This is a genomic window from Leifsonia sp. Leaf264 (assembly GCF_001422325.1).
Lineage (GTDB): Bacteria > Actinomycetota > Actinomycetes > Actinomycetales > Microbacteriaceae > Orlajensenia.
On the sequence record NZ_LMMR01000010.1, the window covers coordinates 85,214 to 105,930 of the forward strand.

21 protein-coding genes and 1 tRNA gene are annotated in these 20,717 nt (G+C 68.9%); 11 read left to right on the top strand and 11 right to left on the bottom strand.

Annotated features, from left to right (window positions below):
* Positions 1 to 15: 15 nt before the first annotated feature.
* Complete coding sequence (locus tag ASF30_RS21455; RefSeq protein WP_055911504.1) at positions 16 to 744, bottom strand: alpha/beta fold hydrolase; 729 nt, start codon at positions 742 to 744, stop codon at positions 16 to 18.
* A 297-nt stretch (positions 745 to 1,041) separates the two neighbouring features.
* Between ASF30_RS21455 and ASF30_RS21460 the strand changes: the two genes are divergently transcribed.
* The gene (locus tag ASF30_RS21460; protein WP_055911507.1) at positions 1,042 to 2,082 is read left to right on the top strand and encodes an LLM class F420-dependent oxidoreductase; all 1,041 of its coding nucleotides are present in this window, start codon (positions 1,042 to 1,044) and stop codon (positions 2,080 to 2,082) included.
* 10 nt (positions 2,083 to 2,092) lie between these two features.
* On the opposite strand, the gene ASF30_RS21465 is transcribed toward ASF30_RS21460, so the two are convergent.
* Positions 2,093 to 2,950 carry a DUF2510 domain-containing protein gene (locus ASF30_RS21465; protein ID WP_055911510.1) on the bottom strand — a complete coding sequence of 286 codons (858 nt, stop codon included), beginning with the start codon at positions 2,948 to 2,950 and terminating at the stop codon, positions 2,093 to 2,095.
* An 88-nt stretch (positions 2,951 to 3,038) separates the two neighbouring features.
* Complete coding sequence (locus ASF30_RS21470) at positions 3,039 to 3,953, bottom strand: oxygenase MpaB family protein (protein WP_055911513.1); 915 nt, start codon at positions 3,951 to 3,953, stop codon at positions 3,039 to 3,041.
* Between the two features lie 106 nt (positions 3,954 to 4,059).
* Here ASF30_RS21470 and ASF30_RS21475 point away from each other — a divergent pair, with 106 nt between their 5' ends.
* Both ASF30_RS21475 and ASF30_RS21480 read left to right on the top strand, forming a co-directional pair.
* Positions 4,060 to 5,016, top strand: coding sequence for a 5'-3' exonuclease (locus ASF30_RS21475; protein WP_055911618.1), 957 nt, complete (start codon positions 4,060 to 4,062; stop codon positions 5,014 to 5,016).
* Positions 5,017 to 5,141: 125 nt separating this feature from the next.
* Positions 5,142 to 6,140 carry a hypothetical protein gene (locus tag ASF30_RS21480; RefSeq protein WP_055911517.1) on the top strand — a complete coding sequence of 333 codons (999 nt, stop codon included), beginning with the start codon at positions 5,142 to 5,144 and terminating at the stop codon, positions 6,138 to 6,140.
* A 15-nt stretch (positions 6,141 to 6,155) separates the two neighbouring features.
* Here the strand turns inward: ASF30_RS21480 and ASF30_RS21485 are convergent.
* A tRNA-Lys gene (locus ASF30_RS21485) sits at positions 6,156 to 6,228 on the bottom strand.
* Between the two features lie 101 nt (positions 6,229 to 6,329).
* Here ASF30_RS21485 and ASF30_RS21490 point away from each other — a divergent pair.
* The 3 genes from ASF30_RS21490 to ASF30_RS21500 all read left to right on the top strand — a co-directional run bounded on the left by ASF30_RS21490 (position 6,330) and on the right by ASF30_RS21500 (position 9,020).
* The gene (locus tag ASF30_RS21490) at positions 6,330 to 6,959 is read left to right on the top strand and encodes a hypothetical protein (protein WP_055911520.1); all 630 of its coding nucleotides are present in this window, start codon (positions 6,330 to 6,332) and stop codon (positions 6,957 to 6,959) included.
* Between the two features lie 94 nt (positions 6,960 to 7,053).
* On the top strand, positions 7,054 to 7,827 hold the full coding sequence (locus ASF30_RS21495) for a class I SAM-dependent methyltransferase (protein ID WP_055911522.1): 774 nt from the start codon (positions 7,054 to 7,056) through the stop codon (positions 7,825 to 7,827).
* Positions 7,828 to 8,132: 305 nt separating this feature from the next.
* The gene (locus ASF30_RS21500) at positions 8,133 to 9,020 is read left to right on the top strand and encodes an aminodeoxychorismate lyase (RefSeq protein ID WP_055911525.1); all 888 of its coding nucleotides are present in this window, start codon (positions 8,133 to 8,135) and stop codon (positions 9,018 to 9,020) included.
* 105 nt (positions 9,021 to 9,125) lie between these two features.
* Here the strand turns inward: ASF30_RS21500 and pstB are convergent, their stop codons facing one another.
* The 7 genes from pstB to ASF30_RS21535 all read right to left on the bottom strand — a co-directional run bounded on the left by pstB (position 9,126) and on the right by ASF30_RS21535 (position 17,303).
* Positions 9,126 to 9,905, bottom strand: coding sequence for a phosphate ABC transporter ATP-binding protein PstB (gene pstB / locus ASF30_RS21505; RefSeq protein WP_055911529.1), 780 nt, complete (start codon positions 9,903 to 9,905; stop codon positions 9,126 to 9,128).
* 44 nt (positions 9,906 to 9,949) lie between these two features.
* Positions 9,950 to 11,041: a phosphate ABC transporter permease PstA gene (gene pstA, locus ASF30_RS21510; protein ID WP_055911533.1), complete on the bottom strand. Its 1,092-nt coding sequence runs from the start codon at positions 11,039 to 11,041 to the stop codon at positions 9,950 to 9,952.
* Entirely contained in the window at positions 11,041 to 11,985 is a 945-nt protein-coding gene (gene pstC / locus ASF30_RS21515; RefSeq protein WP_055911536.1) for a phosphate ABC transporter permease subunit PstC, read from the bottom strand. Before pstC ends, pstA begins: the two co-directional genes overlap by 1 nt.
* 132 nt (positions 11,986 to 12,117) lie before the next feature.
* Entirely contained in the window at positions 12,118 to 13,209 is a 1,092-nt protein-coding gene (pstS, locus tag ASF30_RS21520; protein WP_055911539.1) for a phosphate ABC transporter substrate-binding protein PstS, read from the bottom strand.
* A gap of 231 nt (positions 13,210 to 13,440) precedes the next feature.
* Positions 13,441 to 14,379, bottom strand: coding sequence for an NUDIX hydrolase (locus tag ASF30_RS21525; RefSeq protein ID WP_055911542.1), 939 nt, complete (start codon positions 14,377 to 14,379; stop codon positions 13,441 to 13,443).
* Complete coding sequence (locus ASF30_RS21530; protein ID WP_055911545.1) at positions 14,376 to 16,544, bottom strand: RNA degradosome polyphosphate kinase; 2,169 nt, start codon at positions 16,542 to 16,544, stop codon at positions 14,376 to 14,378. The genes ASF30_RS21525 and ASF30_RS21530 overlap by 4 nt, the downstream gene beginning before the upstream one ends.
* A gap of 78 nt (positions 16,545 to 16,622) precedes the next feature.
* On the bottom strand, positions 16,623 to 17,303 hold the full coding sequence (locus ASF30_RS21535) for a winged helix-turn-helix transcriptional regulator (protein WP_055823076.1): 681 nt from the start codon (positions 17,301 to 17,303) through the stop codon (positions 16,623 to 16,625).
* A gap of 76 nt (positions 17,304 to 17,379) precedes the next feature.
* Here ASF30_RS21535 and ASF30_RS21540 point away from each other — a divergent pair, with 76 nt between their 5' ends.
* From ASF30_RS21540 to ASF30_RS21555, 5 genes are read left to right on the top strand one after another with little or no spacing between them, the layout of a single operon-like run.
* Positions 17,380 to 17,664, top strand: coding sequence for a hypothetical protein (locus ASF30_RS21540; protein WP_055911620.1), 285 nt, complete (start codon positions 17,380 to 17,382; stop codon positions 17,662 to 17,664).
* 30 nt (positions 17,665 to 17,694) lie between these two features.
* A complete protein-coding gene (locus tag ASF30_RS23495; RefSeq protein ID WP_268765571.1) occupies positions 17,695 to 17,817 on the top strand; it encodes a hypothetical protein in 123 nt (40 codons plus the stop codon).
* A 6-nt stretch (positions 17,818 to 17,823) separates the two neighbouring features.
* Positions 17,824 to 18,432, top strand: a complete 609-nt coding sequence (locus ASF30_RS21545; protein WP_055911547.1) for an FABP family protein — start codon at positions 17,824 to 17,826, stop codon at positions 18,430 to 18,432.
* 5 nt (positions 18,433 to 18,437) lie between these two features.
* On the top strand, positions 18,438 to 19,595 hold the full coding sequence (gene ygfZ, locus ASF30_RS21550) for a CAF17-like 4Fe-4S cluster assembly/insertion protein YgfZ (RefSeq protein WP_055911550.1): 1,158 nt from the start codon (positions 18,438 to 18,440) through the stop codon (positions 19,593 to 19,595).
* On the top strand, positions 19,595 to 20,662 hold the full coding sequence (locus ASF30_RS21555; protein WP_055911553.1) for an FUSC family protein: 1,068 nt from the start codon (positions 19,595 to 19,597) through the stop codon (positions 20,660 to 20,662). Before ygfZ ends, ASF30_RS21555 begins: the two co-directional genes overlap by 1 nt.
* The last annotated feature ends 55 nt before the right edge of the window (positions 20,663 to 20,717 follow it).

The window sequence follows — 20,717 nt, forward strand, 5'->3', positions numbered from 1 at the left end:
TGTGTGCGGTGAGGGTCAGTCCGAGACCGCGGCCACTGCGGCGAGGATCACGTCGACGACGACCGACGGATGCGACACCATCGACACGTGCGATGCTGCGACGTCGGTGATGGTCGCCCCGGCACGCTCGGCCATGCTGCGCTGCGTCGCCGGCGGGATGACGCGGTCCTCGGTGCCGACGACAGCCCAGCTCGGCAGTGTCTTCCAGGCCGCTGTGGTGGTCGGCGAGGCATTCGCGCCCAGCGTGATCGGACGCTGCCCCGCGTGGATGAGCCAGCGGTCGGCCTCGGGCAGGTCCTGGGCGAAGGAGTCGTGCACCGTCACCGGCTTGAGGAACGCCTCGGCGTCGCCTTCGGGAGCGCCGGGGTAGCCGGCGACGTCGAGAACCGTGGTGGGGTCGGGCACGTCGAGCGCCGAACCCGAGCCGCCGAGGATCGAGAAGACCGTCTCGCCCTCATCGGGGATGAAGGCGTCGACGTAGACCAGGGCCTTCACGTCGCCGCCGCCGGTTCCGGCGTTGGTGATGACGGCGCCGCCGTAGGAGTGGCCGACGAGCACCACGGGTCCGCTCGTGCGCTGAGCGAGGAACGACGCCACGTAGGCGGCATCCGGGGCCACCCCGCGCAGCAGGTTCGTGGGTGCGAGGACCGTGAAGCCCCGACCCTGGAGGTCGGTCGCGACGGCGTTCCAGCTCGAGGCGTCGGCCCAGGCTCCGTGCACCAGGACGATCGTGGGTTGTGTCATATGCGTGCCTTCCGTTCATCGTGTGAGAGCGCTTTCGTCGCGAGCATATGCCCCCTCATCGGGGGTGCGCCATGGTTGTCGCGCGAAGTTCACCCGGGAGCGCGCCGGCGGGGTCGGTCTGCTCGCCGGCGGCATCCGTTTGCAGGATGAGACAAGGTTCGGCCCCATATGGCGCCCGAAACGCAGCTCATCCTGCAGATGCGCCCGCTCACTGCGCTCAGAGTGCACGTGCGGGGGATACTGGACGCTGGCCGAGGGCAGTCGCGCGGCCGACACCACAGCGCAGTGAGGACTCACATGGACATCGGCATGATGCTGAACTACTCGGGCGGATTCCGCGAGACGGCCGCAGAGGTCGGCGAGCTGGAGAAGGCCGGGGTCGACATCGTCATCGTTCCCGAGGCGTACTCCTTCGACGCCGTCAGCCAGCTCGGCTACCTGGCCGCCGTCACCGAGACGATCAAGCTGGCGTCGGGCATCCTGCAGATCTACACGCGCACGCCGTCCCTCACGGCCATGACGGCGGCCGGACTCGATTTCGTCTCGGACGGACGATTCGTGCTCGGCATCGGAGCCTCCGGACCTCAGGTCATCGAGGGCTTCCACGGGGTGCCCTACGACGCGCCGCTCCGCCGCACCCGCGAGATCATCGACATCTGCCGCATGGTCTGGCGCCGCGACCGCGTCGAGTACGACGGACGCAGCTACCAGATCCCGCTGCCGGCCGACCGGGGAACCGGACTCGGCAAGCCGCTGAAGCTCATCAACCACCCCGTGCGCGACCGGATCCCGATCGTGGTCGCCGCGCTCGGCCCGGCGAGCGTGAAGCAGACGGCCGAGATCGCCGACGCCTGGATGCCGATGTTCTTCCACCCCGAGCGAGCCCGCGACGTGTGGGGCGCTTCGCTCGACGCCGGCCTGGCGAAGCGGGCGGATGAGCTCGGCGCCCTCGACGTCTTCGCCAGCCCCGCGCTCTACATCGGCGACGACGCTGATGCCGTGCTGCCGCTGGTCAAGCCGCAGATCGCCCTCTACGTCGGGGGCATGGGCGCACGCGGCAAGAACTTCTACAACGACCTGGTGTCGCAGTACGGCTTCGAGAAGGAGGCCGCCCTCATCCAGGACCTCTACCTCGAGGGTCGCAAGGACGAGGCGGTGGCAGCGGTTCCCGACGAGCTGGCGCGTGCGATCAACCTCATCGGTTCGCCGGGCCACGTGAAGGAGCGCGTCGCAGCCTTCGCCGAGGCGGGCGTCACGACACTCGCGGTGACGCCGCTGGCCCGCACCTCGGAGCAGCGCGTCGCGCTGATGAGCGGTTTCCGCGCGCTCGTCGACTGAGCGGCTCGGGCTACTCGCCGACCTCGCCGAGCTCCGCCGGCTGCCACATCAGTTCGCCCGTCGGCAGTTCGGTCACGAAGGCGATGTTGGTCGATCCGTCCTCGAAGGTGATGGCGCACTGGAACCAGCCCTCGGTGGGAGCCACGGCGACCGGGCATTCCACGGTCTCCGGGAACTGCTGCGTCGGGTCGTCGACGGCGACAGACCTCAGGTCGGTCATGATCAGGTGCTCGGCTGAGGCCGACAGCGCATCCTGTTGCGCCGCCTCAGGCTCCTGATCCACGTAGTCCACGAAGGGGATGCCGAGATTCGGGGTCGCGATCACCGCCACGATCCACACGATGCCTGCGGCGACGACGCCGACGGGCCCGAGCACCGTACCCCACACCGATGCCGCCCGGCCGGTGCGCGTGCGGAACGACCGCACGATTCCGAGGATCCCGAACAGGACCGCCAGGGCTCCGGCGGCGATGGTGGCCAGGACCGACACTGCGGTGAGGGCGACCAGCGCGGCTGCGGCGACGGCGGCGATCCCGAAGATGAGTGCGAGCAGCGAGAACGGGTTGCGTTCGCCGGTTCCGAGGGGCACGGATGCCGCGGCATCCGGTGCCGTCGTCGATGCGTCCGTCACCGGACTCGTCACCGCCGCAGCAACAGTCGGTGAGCCCGGCCCGATGACGGGTGCGAAGGCGGCGACGGGTGCGTGCGCGGCCGCGGGTGCCTGCGCGGCGACGGGTGCGGGCGGCGCCGGCACATGGGTGTGCCCGGTCCAGGCGGATCCGTCCCACCAGCGCAGCGCCGTGGCCGGGACGGTTGGATCGTGCGCGGCAGCCGGATCGGCGTACCAGCCGGGAGGGGGTGTCGACATGGGCATCCGATCGCGTAGGGGCGGCTGGTGGGCAGCCTAGGGCGGTCGCAGCGTCGCCCGCGCGCCCCCGTCGTGGGCACCGAGCGCCTCAGGCGGCTGTGCTGCGCGATCCCTGGGCCGTGATCCGGGCGATGCGCGAGCGTGCGGCATCCTCCGACGGCGATCGATTTCCCAGCAGGCGATGGATGGTGCCGAGGGCGCGGGCGGTGGCCCACACGACGGGCAGCCGCGAGCGGCGCAGGCCCAGCATCCGTCTGTAGTCGTCGGGCAGGCTCGCAACGGCCCCCGCGAACAGCACCCGATAGCCGGCCAGCATGGGCTTGGGGAGCGGTGGGTGCCTGATGAAGCGCACGGCCTCGGCGACGCGCTCGTCGCTCTTCAGGATGCCCGCGCTCGCGAAGGCATCCAGCTGGTCCCGCAGCTCCTGCTCCGAGCGCGGCGGAGTCTCGACGCCGACGAGTTCCCCGGCCGTCGCCCACTCCTTCACGTAACCGTCGGCTCCGCCCGGGATCGGACCGCCCCAGATGGTGTGGCAGGCGAGGAAGGAGTCGGTGAACGCCAGGTGCACCCACGCGAGCAGCTCCGGATCGCTCGCGGCGTACGGACGCTCGACGCCCTGGGCGTCGAGGTAGGTGCCGACCACGCGCGCATGGTACTTCCCGACCCGGGCCGACTCCTCGGTGGCGAAGACGGTGTCGCCGTAGGTGACGATCGTGAGCCACTGGATGGTGCCGGCGAGGCGCCCGAGCGGATCCTCGCCGAACCTCGAATGGTCGTGCACTCCGGCCATGGCCCCGGGATGCAAGGTCTGCACGAGCAGGGCCCGGATGCCGGCGACCATCGTCGGCATCCCTCCGTGCACGGCCCAGGCGGCGGAGCCCGGGCCGAAGAACCCGGCGTCGTCGCCCAGCTCGAGACGATCGACCCACGCCGGTCGGCCGTCGTGCGTGCCCGAGAGCGCGGCCAGCAGTCGCGACCGCGATCGATCCCTCTTGGAGGCCATGGGCCGAGTGAACACCCCGAGCCTGAGTGCCGGGCGAGAGGATGCTGCACCGTGGGCTGCGGCATCCGTCGCCCTGCTCGTCATCGGGTCGTGCCATGATCGGGACATGCCCGAGCGTCTGATGCTTCTCGACACCGCTTCGCTGTACTTCCGCGCCTTCTACGGACTGCCCGACACCATCCGGGCGCCCGACGGAACGCCGGTGAACGCCGTGCGCGGCCTGCTCGACTTCATCGCGAGGCTCGTGACGGACTTCGAGCCGACCCATCTCGTCGCCTGCTGGGACGACGACTGGCGCCCGCAGTGGCGGGTCGACCTCATCCCGAGCTACAAGGAGCACCGGGTGGAGCGGGTCGTGCCCGACGGCCCCGACGTCGAGGAGACGCCGGAGCTGCTCGTGGCGCAGATCCCGCTCATCCGCGAGACTCTCGAGGCCTTCGGCATCGCGATCATCGGCGCCGCAGCGCATGAGGCCGACGACGTGATCGGCAGTCTCGCGACTCAGGCGACGATGCCCGTCGACGTCGTCACCGGCGACCGCGACCTGTTCCAGCTCATCGATGACGATCGTGAGGTGCGCATCGTCTACACGGCCCGCGGCATGAATCGGCTCGAAGTGCTCACAGGCGAGACGGTGGTGTCGAAGTACGGCGTGACGGCGGCGCAGTACGCCGATTTCGCGGCTCTCCGCGGTGACGCATCCGACGGCCTTCCCGGCGTCGCCGGCATCGGCGAGAAGACGGCGGCGACGTTGCTGCAGGAGCACGACGACCTCGACGGCATCATCGCTGCGGCGGCGGATGCCGCTGAGCCGATGTCCGCCGGCATCAGGGCGAAGATCCTCGCGGCCTCCGAGTACCTCGCCGTGGCGCCCACGGTCGTCGAGGTCGTCCGCGACCTCGACCTCGGCGAGTTCGACGCCCGCATCCGTCCGCTCGACGCCCAGGCTGCAGCATCCGTCGCCGCGCTCTCGGAGAAGTGGGCCCTGGGCGGGTCGGCCGACCGTGCCCTCACGGCTCTCGCCGCCAGGGCCTCGCGGCGGGCCGCTCCGCCCGCGCGCTGAGTCCCGAGTCCGCGCCGGCCGGGTCGATCGCATCGCCCAGAGAGGCATCCGTCCTCGTAGGCTGGAGGCAGGCGTGGGGGCGCCGAACCGCCTCCACGCCGTGATCTCGATGGAGGATGCAACGCATGAGTGCGACGACGCAGGGCGGGTACGGTTCGACAGCGGTGGCTGAAACGGAGATCAAGCCGCTCTCCGCCTGGCTGTTGTTCCTCATCGGCGTGGCGTCGGCACTCGTCGGACTCCTGCCCTGGTTCGTCGCGGGCCTCCGTCTTCCGCTGCAGAACCTCTGGGAGAACGACACGACGGCCGAGCGGATGCCGCTCGTGCTGCTGCCGTTCAGCCAGTACACGCTGACCCTCATCGTCGCCCTCCTGCTCATCGGATCCGCGGTGGCCGGGCTGATCGCCCGCGCGACTCGAGCGCGCCAGTCCCGGGGCGGCTACGTCGCGATCGTGGCTGGAGTTCTCCTCACACAGCTCATCGCGACGGTGCAGACCGCCGTCGCCGTCGGGGGCGGGCTGCAGTCGCGGAGCGAGTCCACGCTCTACCTCAGTCTGCTGATCGCCGTCGCCGCCCTCGCGATCGCCGTGGGGGTCGGCGTGCTCGTCCTGATCGCTCGAGCACCGCGGGCCGGTGCCCTCGTGGGCCTCAGCATCGCCTCAGTCGCAGCCGGCTCCTGGCTGAGCGGCCTGATCGCTCCGGTCGGGTCGTTCCCGGCCGAGTGGGCCATCCAGGTGCTGGGCTACGCCCGGTGGATCCCGGCGATCCTCGTGGGAATCGCCATAGCCTGGTGCGGCGTGAACACTGTGGGCAGGGTGATCGCCGCCATCGTCGGACTCGTCCTCCTCTGGCTCGGGCCGGCACTGATCACGGCCATCAGCTCGGCCGCGGGCAGCCGGGTACTCGCCGGATACCCGTCGGAGATGCTCGACTACGGGGTCGGCGTCTTCAGGATGGCCTTCCTGATGCCCGAGCTGGTGGTGCCGCCCCTCGTCGTCGCCATCGTCGTCGCGGCGGTGGGCCTGGGCACGCGGATGCTGCTCGCCGGAACGCGTGGACGTGCTGCGACGGCGACGACGGCAACCAATGCGGCCGAGTCTCCGGCCACGGAGCAGTCGAACTGAGGCGAACGGAGTGGGTGGGCCCCGTCGGGCTCGAACCGACGACCCAGGGATTAAAAGTCCCTTGCTCTACCAACTGAGCTAGAGGCCCGTTCCTCTAACTTATCGTGGATCGAGTGCGTCCGAATGCGCGTAGCGTTGGGCGGGAACGACACCGGGAACACTCCAGCAACCACACCGGAACGGAGCACCATGGCCGAAGGATTCCACAAACCCACGAAGTTCCCCTCGCGCGTGTTCGAGGCGTTCCACGGGGGAGACGACCCGGCCACGTTGAGCCGCGTCGCCCACGAGACGGCGAACGCACTGCTGTCGCGGGTGCGCGAGAACCCCGATCCGGAGGTGGTCGAGCGGCTGGTCGCGTACACCGACGAGCACGGCATCGACGCCGTCGCCGAGCTGTGGGCCAAGGCATCCGCTCGCAGCCTCCCCGGTGCCCTCTGGCGCCTCTACCTGCTGCGCCTGCTCATCCGTCAGGATCCGATGGGCACGGCGTTCCTGTTCCAGCGCGGCTCCGAGCTCGCCGTCGGCGTCGACCCCGTCGTGGCGGGGGCACCCACCCCGACAGGACCCGAGGAGGTCGTGGCGCTCGCCGACGACATCCTGCGCGGCATCTTCGCCGGCGACTTCGGTATCGCTCTCGACCGTGCGGCAGCCTTCTGTCGCATCATGGCGAGCGGAGCCACGAGCATCGCGGACGATTCGGATGCCACGGAGCCCGAGCGCAGCAGCGAACTGACGACGCGGGCGCTCCGCTTCTCCGAGCTCGGCCAGGAGCTCGGTGCCTGCGCCAGACTGTGGCGCAGCTACTCGCTCGACTGAGGAGAGCACCTCGGAACGCGACACCGGCGTAACGCGGCATCCGGAGCCTGAGAGACTGGGCTGAGACGAACGACGGGGGAGGGTGACGATGGCCATGGAGCGCACAGGCGACGGCAGCGCGGGCGACGCGGACTACGCGCGCATCGGCTTCGGCTACGCGGACTACCGTCGACCCGATCCGCGCATCGCCGAGGTGATCCTCCGGGAGCTCGGCGACGCCTACACCGTGCTGAACGTCGGTGCAGGTGCCGGCTCCTATGAGCCGCGCGACCGCGACGTGACGGCCGTGGAGCCCTCGGCCACCATGCGCATCCAGCGCGAGGCGGGGCTGCCCCGCGCCATCGATGCCACCGCCGAGCGCCTGCCGTTCGACGACGACGCCTTCGACGCATCGCTGGCCACCTTCACCGTGCACCAGTGGGCGGACATCGATCGCGGCCTCGCAGAGATGAGGCGTGTCACGCGCGGACCGGTGCTGGTTCTCAGCTGCGATCCGAAGGCGCTCGACAGGTTCTGGCTCGACGAGTACGCACCCGAGGTCATCGACACCGAGGCCGCGCGCTATCCCGAGGTGGAGCACATCGCCGAGGCCCTGGGCGCGAACAGCCGCATCATCGACGTGCCGATTCCGCTGGACTGCCTCGACGGTTTCGGTGAGGCCTACTACGGCCGCCCCGAGGCCCTGCTCGACCCCGGTGCACGACAGGCGAACTCCGCGTGGAGCTTCGTGGGCCCGCTGGTGGCGCGCCGCTTCGTGCGGGAGCTCGGCGACGAGCTCGCCTCCGGCGCCTGGGACGCCAAGTACGGCGACCTGCGCACCCAGCCCGAGTTCGAGGGCTCGCTGCGGCTCATCGTCGGGCTGCAGTAGCCGCGCCTTCGACCGCTGAGGTCGGCAGAACCTCGGTCAGCGCGAAGGGAATACCCGGCGGCATCCGTCGCTTACACTTGTACATGGCCGGGCCGCAGTAACCCCGGGCTCCAATATTCGCCGCTCCGAGCGGCCTCGCGCCGAGAGGCGTTCTGCGGCCCGGCCATTTCTCTGCCCTGCTTTCTTTGCCCCGACTTTCTTTGCCCTGACGCGGTGCGTCTCTGCCCTGATCGGATGCCGCCGGGCGGCCGCCGTGGATGTCAACCCGCCGCCACCGCGCCATCCGCCGAACTAGGCTTTCGAGCATGTCGTTGCCGTACACGCTGCTCATCGATCCGCTCGCCGCGGATGACGCCACCTCCGCCACCGCAGGCACCTTCCGGGAGATCGACGCCTCGGCGCCGGCGCTGCGGGTGGGGGAGCTCAGCACCCAGCGTGGTGACGGCATCTTCGAGACGATCGCCGTCGTCGACGGCCACGTGCAGGAGTCCGAGGCGCACCTGGCGCGTCTCGTGCGTTCGGCCGAGATCTGCGACCTTCCGGTGCCGAACCTTCGGCAGTGGCGAGCCGCGATAGCTTTCGCGCGCGAGCAGGTGCCTGCCGAGGGCGAGCTGGCCATGAAGCTGGTGCTCAGCCGCGGCGTCGAGCACGGCCCCGCACCGACGGCCTGGCTCAGCGTGAATGCGGCATCCGATTCGACGGATGCCCGTACCAAGGGCATCCGCGTGGTGACCCTCGACCGCGGCTACGACCACGGCGTCGCGGAGCGCGCCCCCTGGCTGCTGCTGGGCGCCAAGACGCTGAGCTACGCCGTGAACATGGCGGCCCTGCGCGAGGCGCATCGTCGCGGAGCCGACGACACCATCTTCGTCACCAGCGACGGGTATGTCATGGAGGGCCCGACCTCGAGCGTCATCGCCCGCATCGACGGCGTCTTCGTCACGCCGAAGCCCTCGGGATCGATCCTCGCCGGAACGACGCAGGCGAGCCTGTTCGAGCACATCCGCGTGCACGACTTCCCGGTGGCTGAACGCGACATCACCGTCGATGAGCTGCGGCGAGCGGATGCCGTCTGGCTGGTGTCGAGTGTGCGTCTCGCCGCTCCGATCATCGAGCTCGACGGAGTGCCCCTCGCCCTCGACGCCGAGGCGAATGGCGCCTTCACGCGGTACCTGCTGAGCCCGCGCGACTGACTCCCTCTACGCGAGTTGCCCACTTCCGCCAGTGCGCGAACGCGCACACCAGCGGAAGTGGGCAACTCGACGATCAGGTGAGTGTCAGCCGAGCACGAGCAGGGATCAACCGAAGCGACCGGAGACGTAGTCCTCGGTGGCCTGCACGCTGGGGTTCGAGAACATCGTGGTGGTGTCGTCGTACTCGATGAGCTTGCCGGGCTTGCCGGTGCCGGCGATGTTGAAGAAGGCCGTGCGGTCGGAGACGCGCGAGGCCTGCTGCATGTTGTGGGTCACGATGACGATCGTGAACTCCTGCTTCATCTCCTCGATGAGGTCTTCGATGGCGAGGGTCGAGATCGGGTCGAGGGCCGAACACGGCTCGTCCATGAGGATGATCTCGGGGTTCACGGCGATGGCGCGCGCGATGCAGAGACGCTGCTGCTGACCACCCGAGAGACCGGAGCCGGGCATGTGCAGGCGGTCCTTCACCTCGTTCCAGAGGTTGGCGCCGCGCAGCGACTTCTCGATGAGGTCGTCGCCCTCCGACTTCGACATGCGCTTGTTGTTGAGCTTCGCCCCGGCCAGCACGTTGTCGCCGATCGACATGGTGGGGAACGGGTTCGGCCGCTGGAACACCATGCCCACCTGGCGGCGAACCAGCACGGGGTCGACGCCGGGTCCGTAGAGGTTGTTGCCGTCGATCAGCACCTCGCCCTCGACGCGGGCGCCGGGGATGACCTCGTGCATGCGGTTGAGGGTGCGCAGGAACGTGGACTTGCCGCATCCGCTCGGCCCGATGAATGCTGTCACGGTGCGGGGCTCGATGGTCAGCGAGACGCCTTCCACAGCGAGGAAGCTGGAGTAGTAGACGTTGAGGTCGTTGACCTCGATGCGCTTGGACATGGATTCCTTCGTTTGGTGGTGCGGGGAGTGTATGAGGCCGAGGCTCAGCGTGCGCCCTTGGGGGCGAGGAATTTCGCCACCAGGCGCGCGACGATGTTGAGCAGGGCGACGATGAGGATGAGCGTGAGCGCGCCGGTCCAGGCACGATCGAGGTAGGCCTGCGCGTCGGTTCCCTGGCTCGCGTACTGGTTGTACACGAACACCGGGAGCGTCATCATGCGCTCGGAGAAGAGGTTGTAGTTCATGCTCGTCGTGAAGCCGGCGATGATGAGCAGCGGGGCCGTCTCGCCGATCACGCGGGCGATGGAGATCATGACACCGGTGATGATTCCGGCGATGGATGTCGGCAGCACGACCTTGAGCACAGTGAGGTACTTCGGAACGCCGAGGGCGAGCGACGCCTCGCGGAGCTCGTTCGGAACCAGCTTGAGCATCTCCTCGCTGGAGCGCACGACGACAGGGATCATGAGCACGCTGAGGGCGACGGCGCCACCGAATCCGAAACGGATGCCGGGATCGTCGAACAGCAGCGCGAACAGAGCGAACGCGAACAGGCCGGCGACGATGGACGGGATGCCCGTCATGACGTCCACGAAGAACGTGACGCCGCGGGCGAGGCGGCCGCGGCCGTACTCGACGAGGTAGATGGCCGTGAGCAACCCGATCGGCACCGAGATGATGGTGGCCATGCCGGTGATCAGGAGGGTTCCCACGATCGCGTGCAGGGCGCCTCCGCCGGCGCCGACGACGTTGCGCATCGACTCCGTGAAGAACGGAACATCGAAGCGGGCGATGCCCCTGACGATCACGGTGTATGTCACCGAGATCAGCGGGATGAGCGCGATGCCGAAGGCTGTCGTGACGAGGGCGGTGACGAGTCGGTCAGCCGCCTTGCGGCCGCCCTCGACCAGGCGCGAGATCGTCCAGATGAGCACGCAGTAGAGCACGACGGCGACGAAAGCCGTTCCGGCCCAGTTGAACACGCGGGTCGCGCCTGCCGCCTCGAGGACGGCGAAGATCGCGATCGAGATGGCGAGGGAGCCGCCGAGCAGCCAGAGCGGCGACCACTTCGGCATCTTCCCCGAGGTGAGGGCGTTCGGCATCGTCGTGGCGGTGCGAGTGGCTGTTGCGGTCATCAGTTGGCTCCCGAGAAGGCCTTGCGGCGGCCGACGATGTAGCGTGCGATCGAGTTCACGGCGAGCGTGATCACGAACAGGATGAGTCCTGTCGCGATGAGGATGTTGACGCCCACGTCATGGGCCTCGGGGAAGTTCAGGGCGATGTTGGCGGCGATGGTCGTGGGGTTCTGCGACTGCAGCAGCGCGAACGAGATGATCGAGGCCGGGGAGAGCACCATGGCCACGGCCATGGTCTCGCCGAGGGCGCGGCCGAGTCCGAGCATCGCGCCCGAGATGACACCCGGGCGACCGAACGGCAGCACCGCCATGCGGATCATCTCCCAGCGGGTGGCGCCCAGCGCCAGCGCGGCCTCCTCGTGCAGGCGTGGCGTCTGCAGGAAGACCTCGCGACTGATGGCGGTGATGATGGGCAGCACCATCACGGCGAGCACGATGGCGACGGTGAGGATCGTGCGGCCCGTGCCGGACACCGGACCGGCGAAGAGCGGGAACCAGCCGAACAGTTCGGTGAGGCTGTTGTAGAACGGCTGCACCGTGGGAGCGAGCACGCTGATTCCCCAGAGGCCGAAGACGACCGACGGAACAGCGGCGAGGAGGTCGACCACGTAGCCGAGCCCCTGGGCGAGGCGGCGTGGCGCGAAGTGCGTGATGAAGAGGGCGACGCCGATGGCGAGCGGTACTGCGAAGATCATCGCCAGTGCCGCCGACCAGATGGTTCCGAAGACGAGAGGGGTGACGTATGACCAGAAGTTGGTCGCGTCACCCTTGAAGGCGTCGGATTCGGCGACGAACGCCGGCAGGGACTGCACCACCAGGAAGATGGCGACGGCTGCGAGCACCGCGAGGATCAGGCTGCTCGCGACGACCGTCAGCGAGGAGAACACCCGATCGCCGGGTCGCTCCTTCGCACGGATGGCGGGGGCGGCGACAGTTGTCGTCATGGCTGCGAGTCCCTTGCAGTGCTGGAGGTGGTTGCGAAGCGGGGTCCACGGCCGCGAACCCCAGTCTGCCCGACCCGTCTTTCGGCACGCAATGCGTGCTGGTCGACGGGCCGGGCAGGCGGGTTGTTGTCGTTACTTGATCGAGGCGACCACGTCGGCGACCTTGGCCTGCAGCTCGCTGGACAGCGGCGAGGAGCCGGCAGCGTCGGCCGCGACCTTCTGGCCGTCGGCGGAGGCGATGTAGCCGACGTACGCCTTCACGAGGGCGGCCTGGTCGGCGTCAGCGTACTCCGGGCAGACGATCGCGTAGCTCACGAGCACCAGCGGGTAGTGCGACGGGTCGGTCGTGGTGCGCTCGAGCTTGACCGCGAGGTCGTTGTCCGCGCGGCCCTCGACGGCGGGCGAGTCGTCGACGACGGCTGCTGCGCCCTCGGCGCTCGGCGCGACGAACTCGTCGCCGACCTTGATCTTCACGACACCGAGGTCACCGGCGCGCGAGGCATCCGCGTAGCCGATGGTGTTGGTGCCGTTGGTGACGGCGTCGATGACACCGGAGGTGCCCTGTGCGCCCTCACCGGTCTGGTACGGGAACGGGTCGGCCGGCTTCTGGTCCCACACGTCGGGGGCGACCTGGTTGAGGTAGTCCGAGAAGTTCTTCGTGGTGCCGGAGTCGTCCGAACGGTGCACGGCGGTGATGTTGGCGTCGGGCAGGGTCACGCCGTCGTTGAGGGCGGCGATGGCCGGGTCGTTCCACTTCGTGATGTCGCCCTTGAAGATGTGGGCGATGGTCGCGGCGTCGAGCGAGAGGTCGTCGACACCCTCGACGTTGAAGACGACGGCGATGGGGGAGATGTAGACGGGGAGGTCGACGGCCTTGGTGTCGGGAGCGCAGGCGGCGAAGGCGCCGGCGAGCTCGTCGTCGTTCAGGGCGGAGTCGGATCCGGCGAAGTCGACGCCACCGGAGATGAAGGCCTCACGACCGGCGCCGGAGCCCGAGGGGTCGTAGTTGACGGTCACGTCGGGGTTGGCGGTCTGGAAGCCGGCGACCCAGGACTCCTGGGCGGCCTGCTGCGACGAGGCGCCGGCGGCGTTGAGCGTGCCGGTGAGCGACGAGGTGCTCTCGGTCGCTGCGGGGGGAGCATCCTCGTTTGCTGCGCACGAGGACAGTGCGATGGTGGCTACGACGGCCAGGACGACCGGGGCGCCAAAACGCTTGAGTTTCACGAAGGTCCCTTTCAGGGGAAGTGATTACACGATGTGAACCTGTTCGGCTCGGTGATGACGCTAAGTGGGCTCCGTGAAGCGCAGCCTCACTGCAGGTGAACGCAGTCTTAACGGGCGCGGACGAAACTCACGGTCCCGCGGGCGCCCGCGGCACGACCGTCGACTGGCCTCAGCGCATGACCGAGCCGGTATCGGGGCACAGATCGACCCGATACCGCAGCGGCAGGATGGCTATACCCGGGGAGCGTGGGTCTCGATGGCGATGATGCCCGAGCTCGGGTTGGTCGATGAGAGGTGCACCACCGAGAAGGCGCCGACCTCGAGCGAGGCGGCATCCGCGATGTAGGAACCCGTCGGGGTTCCGGTGGCGAGAGCGATCTCCCGCAGGATCTCGCCGAGCACCGGACCGTGGCTGCAGATGACAGCGGTCTTGCGCGACCGGACTCGCTTGCCGATGACCGAACGGATGTCTGCGGTGCCGTCTTCGAAGGCATCCTGGCTGAGGGCGTCGGTGCGCTTGAGTTCGATCCCCGATGCCACCGAGAGCGGCGTCACCGTCGTCACGCAGCGGGTCGCGGAACTGGTCGTGATGCGCTTCGGGCGCCACGCCTGGATGGTGTCGACGATGGTCGCGGCCTGGTGCACTCCCCGCTCGCTGAGCGGTCGGCTCGAGTCGGACTTCTTCCACTCGCCGCGCGTCAGGGCCTTGGCGTGTCGGAGCACCACCAGGGCGAAGGTCCGGGTGATGCCGCTGTCGACGAGAGCGGCGAAGGCATCGAGGATCTCGACGTCGGACTTGTAGCTCAGGTAGCTGCGCGCCTTCTTGATGGTGACCCATTCCAGGGCTGCGACCTCGCCGTTCGGCACGAAGGTGGAGTGGCGCACGGCGTCGTCGCTGACCTCGGCCGACCAGTAGTGCACGATCTTGGTGCGGTTGCCCGAGAGGGGATAATTCGAGACGCCGACGGGCACCCCGAGGGCGACGGTGAGGCCGGTCTCCTCCTTGATCTCGCGCACGGCGGTCTGCGGGAGGGTCTCCCCGGGATCGACCTTGCCCTTGGGGATGGTCACGTCGCCGTGCACGGTGCGATGGATGACGAGCACCATCAGGCGCCCCTCCACCTCGCGCCAGCAGACCGCCCCCGCGGCGTAGATGGCGGTCGCCGTCATCGCGTCCTCCCCGGGCGCTTGCGAGCGCCGATCTCGTGCATGAGCGTGTTCTGCATGTCGTCGAGCGGGACGCCGTCCTCGTCGAGGTGGTGGCGCACCCAGACCCCGTCATCGCCGAGCCACCACGACGGCGTGCGCTCGTCCATGGCGCGGCTGAAGAAGCCGTCGATCTCTGTGAGGTGTTCGGGTTCGGTGAGGCGCACGAGCACCTCGACACGGCGGTCGAGGTTGCGGTGCATCATGTCGGCGCTGCCGATGAAGACGTGCGGGTCGCCGCCGTTGAGGAAGGAGAAGATGCGCGAGTGCTCGAGGTAGCGGCCCAGGATCGAGCGCACCCGGATGTTCTCGCTCATGCCGGGCACGCCGGGCATGAGGCTGCAGATGCCGCGCACCCAGATGTCCACGGGGACGCCGGCGTTCGAGGCCCTGTAGAGCGCATCGATGATGGCCTCGTCGACCATGGAGTTGACCTTGATGCGGATGCGGGCCGGCCTGCCGTCGAGCGCGTTCTTCGTCTCGGTGGCGATGTGGCGTAGCAGTCCCTTGCGCAGGTGCAGCGGGGCGACCAGCAGGCGCTTGAACTTCTTCTCGATGGCGTAGCCGGAGAGTTCGTTGAAGAGGCGGGTGAGGTCCTTGCCGACCTGGTCGTCGTCGGTGAGGAGTCCGAGGTCCTCGTAGATGCGGCTCGTCTTCGGGTTGTAGTTTCCCGTCCCGATGTGGCTGTAGTGCCGCAGTTCGCCCTTCTCCTGGCGGATGACGAGGGCGAGCTTGCAGTGGGTCTTCAGGCCGACCAGCCCGTAGACCACGTGCACGCCGGCCTTCTCCAGCTTGCGGGCCCAGCTGATGTTGGCCTGCTCGTCGAAGCGCGCCTTGATCTCCACGAGGGCGAGCACCTGCTTGCCGGACTCCGCCGCGTCGATGAGGGCCTCGACGATGGGGCTGTCGCCCGAGGTGCGGTAGAGCGTCTGCTTGATGGCGAGCACGTGCGGGTCGGCGGCCGCCTGCTCGATGAAGGCCTGCACGCTGGTCGCGAACGACTCGTACGGGTGGTGCAGCAGCACATCGCCGCGCGAGATGGCCGAGAAGATGTCGGGGCGGGAGTTGGGCTCGAGGGGCTGCAGCCTGGCACTCGTCGTCGGAACGTGCGTCGGGTAGTGCAGGTCGGGGCGGTCGATCTTCGCGATGTCGAAAAGTCCACCGAGGTCGAGCGGGGCCGGCAGCCTGTACACCTCGTTGTCGGTGACGTCCAGCTCGCGTACCAGCAGGCCGAGCGTCACGTCGTCCATGTCGTCGGTCACCTCGAGACGGATGGGCGGCCCGAAGCGCCTGCGCAGCAGCTCCTTCTCGAGCGCCTTGATGAGGTTCTCGGTCTCGTCCTCGTCGACCTCGACGTCCTCGTTGCGGGTGACCCTGAAGACGTGGTGCTCGAGGATCTCCATGCCGGGGAACAGGTCGCCGAGGTGGTTGGCGATGAGGTCCTCGAGCGTGATGAAGCGTTCGGCGCCGGGATCGTGGGGGATCTTGAGGAACCGCGGCAGCATCTGCGGAACCTTGAGGCGTGCGAACTCCTGCTTGCCCGTCTTCGAGTTGCGCACGCGCACCGAGAGGTTGAGGGAGAGGCCGGAGATGTAGGGGAACGGATGCGCCGGGTCGACCGCCAGCGGCATCAGCACCGGGAAGATCTGCCGGGAGAAGTAGTCGCGCAGGTTCGATCGCTCGTCATCCTCGAGCTCATCCCAGCGGACGATGTGGATTCCGGACTCGGCGAGGGCCGGCCTGACCAGCTCACGGTAGGCGGCGGCGTGCCGGTCCTGCAGTTCGTGAGCCTTCGCCGAGACATCGGAGAGCACGTCGTGCGGGGCGCGACCGACGTTGGTCGGAATGGCGAGGCCGGTGAGGATGCGACGCTTCAGGCCGGCGACGCGCACCATGAAGAACTCGTCCAGGTTCGTCGCGAAGATCGCCAGGAAGTTCGCGCGCTCGAGGATCGGCAGCGTGGGGTCCTCGGCCAGCTCGAGCACACGCTGATTGAACGCCAGCCAGCTCAGCTCGCGGTCGAGGTAGCGCTCCTCGGGCAGCGTCGTGTCTCCGGCGGGGTCGAAGGGCTCGAAGTCGTCGTCGAAGTCCCCTGCGAGTCCGGTGTCGATCAGGTTCTCGGCATCCATGCCTTCATCATGGCATCAGCCGCATGAACAGCACGTGACGAGGACGTTATCTCCCCGGCAGAAGTTCTCCGGCGGAGCTCAGCGACCGAGGCCGGCCGGTTCCTCGTCCTCGTGCACGTTGAACCTGTAGCCGACGTTGCGCACCGTGCCGATCAGCGACTCGAGGTCGCCGAGCTTGGCGCGGAGGCGACGCACGTGAACGTCGACGGTGCGCGTTCCGCCGAAGTAGTCGTAGCCCCACACCTCGCTCAGCAGCTGCTCGCGGGTGAAGACGCGCGACGGGTGGGTCGCGAGGAAGCGGAGCAGCTCGAACTCCTTGAACGTCAGGTCAAGTGGCTTGCCGCGCACCTTCGCCGAGTAGCTCGCCTCGTCGATGATCACGCCGGAGGTCTGGATGCGGGTGTTGACCTCGGGGGCGATCCGGCCGACGGCGAGACGGATGCGGGCATCCACCTCGGCGGGGCCGGCCGATTCAACGATCACGTCGTCGACTCCCCAGTCGGGGCTGACGCCGGACAGGCCGCCCTCGGTGAGCACGAGGAGGAGCGGAACGGAGATGCCCGTCGTGCGCAGGATCTGGCAGAGGGCCTTGGCGCTGGCCAGATTCGTACGCGCATCGACGATGACGGCATCGGAATCGGGCGCCGTGATGAGCTGCTGCGGATCCGCAGGGATCAGCCGCACTCTGTGGCTGAGCAGCGCCAGGGCGGGGAGAACTTCATTGTTGACTGCCGACGTCAGGATCAACAATTGCGCCACGCGCATTCCTCCAGCTCGTTCGTTGCGTCATCTTATCCTGATGACGCAGCGTCGTTCGCGCGTCACAATGGGAACCATGACCGACACCGAAGTGCCGCTGAGCCCCGCCGCGACGTTCGCGGGCATCGTGTCCGTCTGGATCCTGGCTGTCGTGGGGGCCGTCGTGGTGCTGACGACGGTCGCTCCCGAGGAGAGATTCGGCGGCCTGTGCCTGAGCATGGCCGCCTGTGCGCTGGTGGCCTTCTGCGTGCAGCTCGCCACGCGTCGTCGTGACGGTTTCGTCGCCCGCGTGGTCTCGACCTTCGCGGGGATCGTGGTCATCACGGCCATCGCCGGCATCGTGGTCGCCCTGACGCTCTGAGTGCCCTCCGCGCGGGGATAGACTCGAGCCATGGCCGGCGGCGAACTCATCTTCCTCGAACTCTTCTTCCTCGGACTTCTGGGCCTTGCGAGCCTCGCGATCGCGTGGGTCTCCGGCGTCGTGGTCTACAAGCTCTTCCGGGGGCAGCGGTAACACCCGATGATCGAGCTGCCCGTCGAGCTCCCGGCCGAGCTGGTTCCCCTCTCGTGGCTGCTCGGCGTCTGGGAGGGCTCAGGCGTCATCGACTACGCAGTCGGTGAGGCATCCGTCACCCACGAATTCGGTCAGCGCGTGAGCTTCAGCCACGACGGCCTGCCCCACTTGAACTACACCTCCTACAGCTGGCTGTTCCCCACCGAGGAGGGCGGAGAACCGATACCGCTCGTCACGGAGACTGGCTACTGGCGCCTGAGCCGCGCACTCGGAGAGGCGGATGCCGGTCCGGCGATGCTGCCGGGCGTCGGCGATCGGCCGTTCCGCGACGCAGAGTCGGTCGAGACGCTGCGCAATGCCGCCGGCGGCTTCGACATCGAGGTCAACCTGGTGCACCCCGGCGGGGTCGCCGAGCTCTACCTCGGCCAGGTGAAGGGTCCGCGCATAGACCTGGCGACGGATGCCGTCCTGCGAACGCAGGGCGCCAAGCCCTACTCGGCCGCCACCAGGCTCTACGGCCTCGTCGACTCGCACCTGCTCTGGGCGTGGGACATCGCCGCCCTCGGCCAGGACCTGCGCACCCACTCCTCCGGCCGACTCGCGAAGGTGGAGTGACGACGATGACGGATGCAGCCTCCCCCCTTCTCTCGGTTCCCGGCGCTGTGCGCGCCGAGGGCCTGGATGACGGCGTCGCAGCCCACTACGGCAACCCGAACGTCGAGCAGCGCCGCCTCGAGGACGGCACCGCGATCGTCGACCTCTCGCATGCCGGCGTCGTGAGCATCACGGGTCCCGACAGGCTGACCTGGCTCAACTCCATCTCCAGCCAGGCGCTCGATCGGCTGGCACCGGGGGAGTCGTCCGAGACGCTCATCCTCGACCCCCAGGGCCGCATCGAGTACGACGCCCACGTCGTCGACGACGGCGTCACGACCTGGCTGCTCGTCGATCGCGTCGAGACGACGGGTCTCTTCACCTGGCTCGACCGCATGCGTTTCACGCTGCGCGTCGAGGTCGCCGACCGCACCGAGGAGTTCGCCACCATCGGCACCATGGCGACGGATGCCGCGGCCATCGGCCTGGACGTCGCCGCCCCGAACGGAGTTCCGCTGGTGTGGCGCGACCCGTGGTCGGAGATCGCCGTCGGCGGTTGGCAGTACGCCTCCGACGTCGAGCACCCGGCCGCCGACTGGCGGTTCAGCGAGGTACTCGTTCCGCGCGCCTCACTCGCAGACCTCGCCGAGCGGGCGGTATCTGGCACCCCGGCCCTGGCCGGCACCCTCGCCCTCGACGCCGTGCGCATCGCCGCGTGGCGTCCGCGGTTCTCGACCGAGGTCGACGAGCGCAGCATCCCGCACGAACTCGACTGGCTCCGCAGCGCGGTGCACCTCGACAAGGGTTGCTACCGCGGCCAGGAGACCGTCGCCAAGGTGCACAATCTCGGGCATCCGCCGCGCCGCCTCGTGATGCTGCACCTCGACGGCTCCGACACAGTGCTGCCGGCGCACGGCGACGAGGTCTTCGCCGAGAGGAAGCGGCCAGAGACCGAGGCCGGGTGGCGCGAGGTCGGATCGGTCACGTCGAGCGCCATGCACCACGAACTCGGCCCGATCGCCCTCGCCGTGATCCGCCGCGGCGTTCCCGTCGACGCGCCGCTCGAGGTGCACACCGCCGAGACCGGCGAGGTGGTCGCTGCGGCGCAGGTCGTGGTCGTGCCTCCGGAGGCAGGAGCGACGGCCGGCATCCCGCGGATGCCGCGGCTCGGCATCCGGCGCTGATGCGCCCGCGGTTCGACACCGCCGCAGCGTGGGCGCGGACCAGGGACGCCGTCCCGCCGGTTGCCCAGATCACTGTGACCGCCGTCGCGAGCTTCGCCTTCGCGCACTACGTGGTCGGGCACCAGTCTCCCCTCATCGCGGCCATCGTGGTGATCTCGGCGCTCGGATTCGTCCGCGACGCGAGGCCCATCCGCGTCCTGGAGACTGTCTTCGGCATGACCCTCGGCATCGCCTTAGCCGAGCTGCTGCTGCTGGGGTTCGGGGCCGGTCTCGCCCAGTACGCGTTCGCGCTCGCCCTCACCATGCTGGTGGCCAGGTTCCTGCTGCCGAACCCGGCCTTCGCCGTGGCCGCCGCCGTGCAGTGCTCGCTGGTCATGCTCTCGCCGCTGCCGCCGGGCGGTCCGTTCACGCGCACACTCGACGCCGTCGTCGGCGGGGTGTTCGCCCTCCTCGCGACAGTGCTCATCCCACGTGACCCGGGCAAGGCGGCCACGCGTGCGGGCCTGCGGATGCTGGCGGAGCACGACGGCATTCTGGCCGACCTGTCGACGGCCCTCGCCACGGGCTCGGCGACGAAGGCGGACGCCGCTCTCGCACGGGCACGGGCGACGCAGCCGTTGACGGACGCCTGGTCGAACGCCGTGGAATCCGGTGTCGCCATCGCCCGCCTGTCGCCGTTCCTGCGCCGTCGTCGGTTCGACCTCGCGCGGCAGGCCTCGATGCAGGCGGCGATCGAACTGTGCACCAGGAGCCTGCGGGTCGTCGCGCGCCGCGCCGCCTACGTCGCACGCGATGGAGCACCGCGACCTGCTGTCGCCGACCTGCTCGCACGAGTGCGGGTGAGCATCGTGCTGATCAGCGAGTCGCTCACCGATGTGTCGCAGCAACCGATCGCCAGGCAGTCGCTGGTCGAGGTCGCCCGGCACCTCGATCCGGCGCAGATGGCTCCCGACGGCGACTTCGCCGATCGCAACCTGGTGCAGGCCATGAGGCCCTACATCGTCGATGCGCTCGCAGCGACGGGCATGAAAGCCGACGAGGCGCGCGACCTGCTGCCGCGGGCGTGACGTCTCCGTTCGCCGCCCGCCACGCTCCCGTTCTCACCGAGCGGCTGAGTCGGAC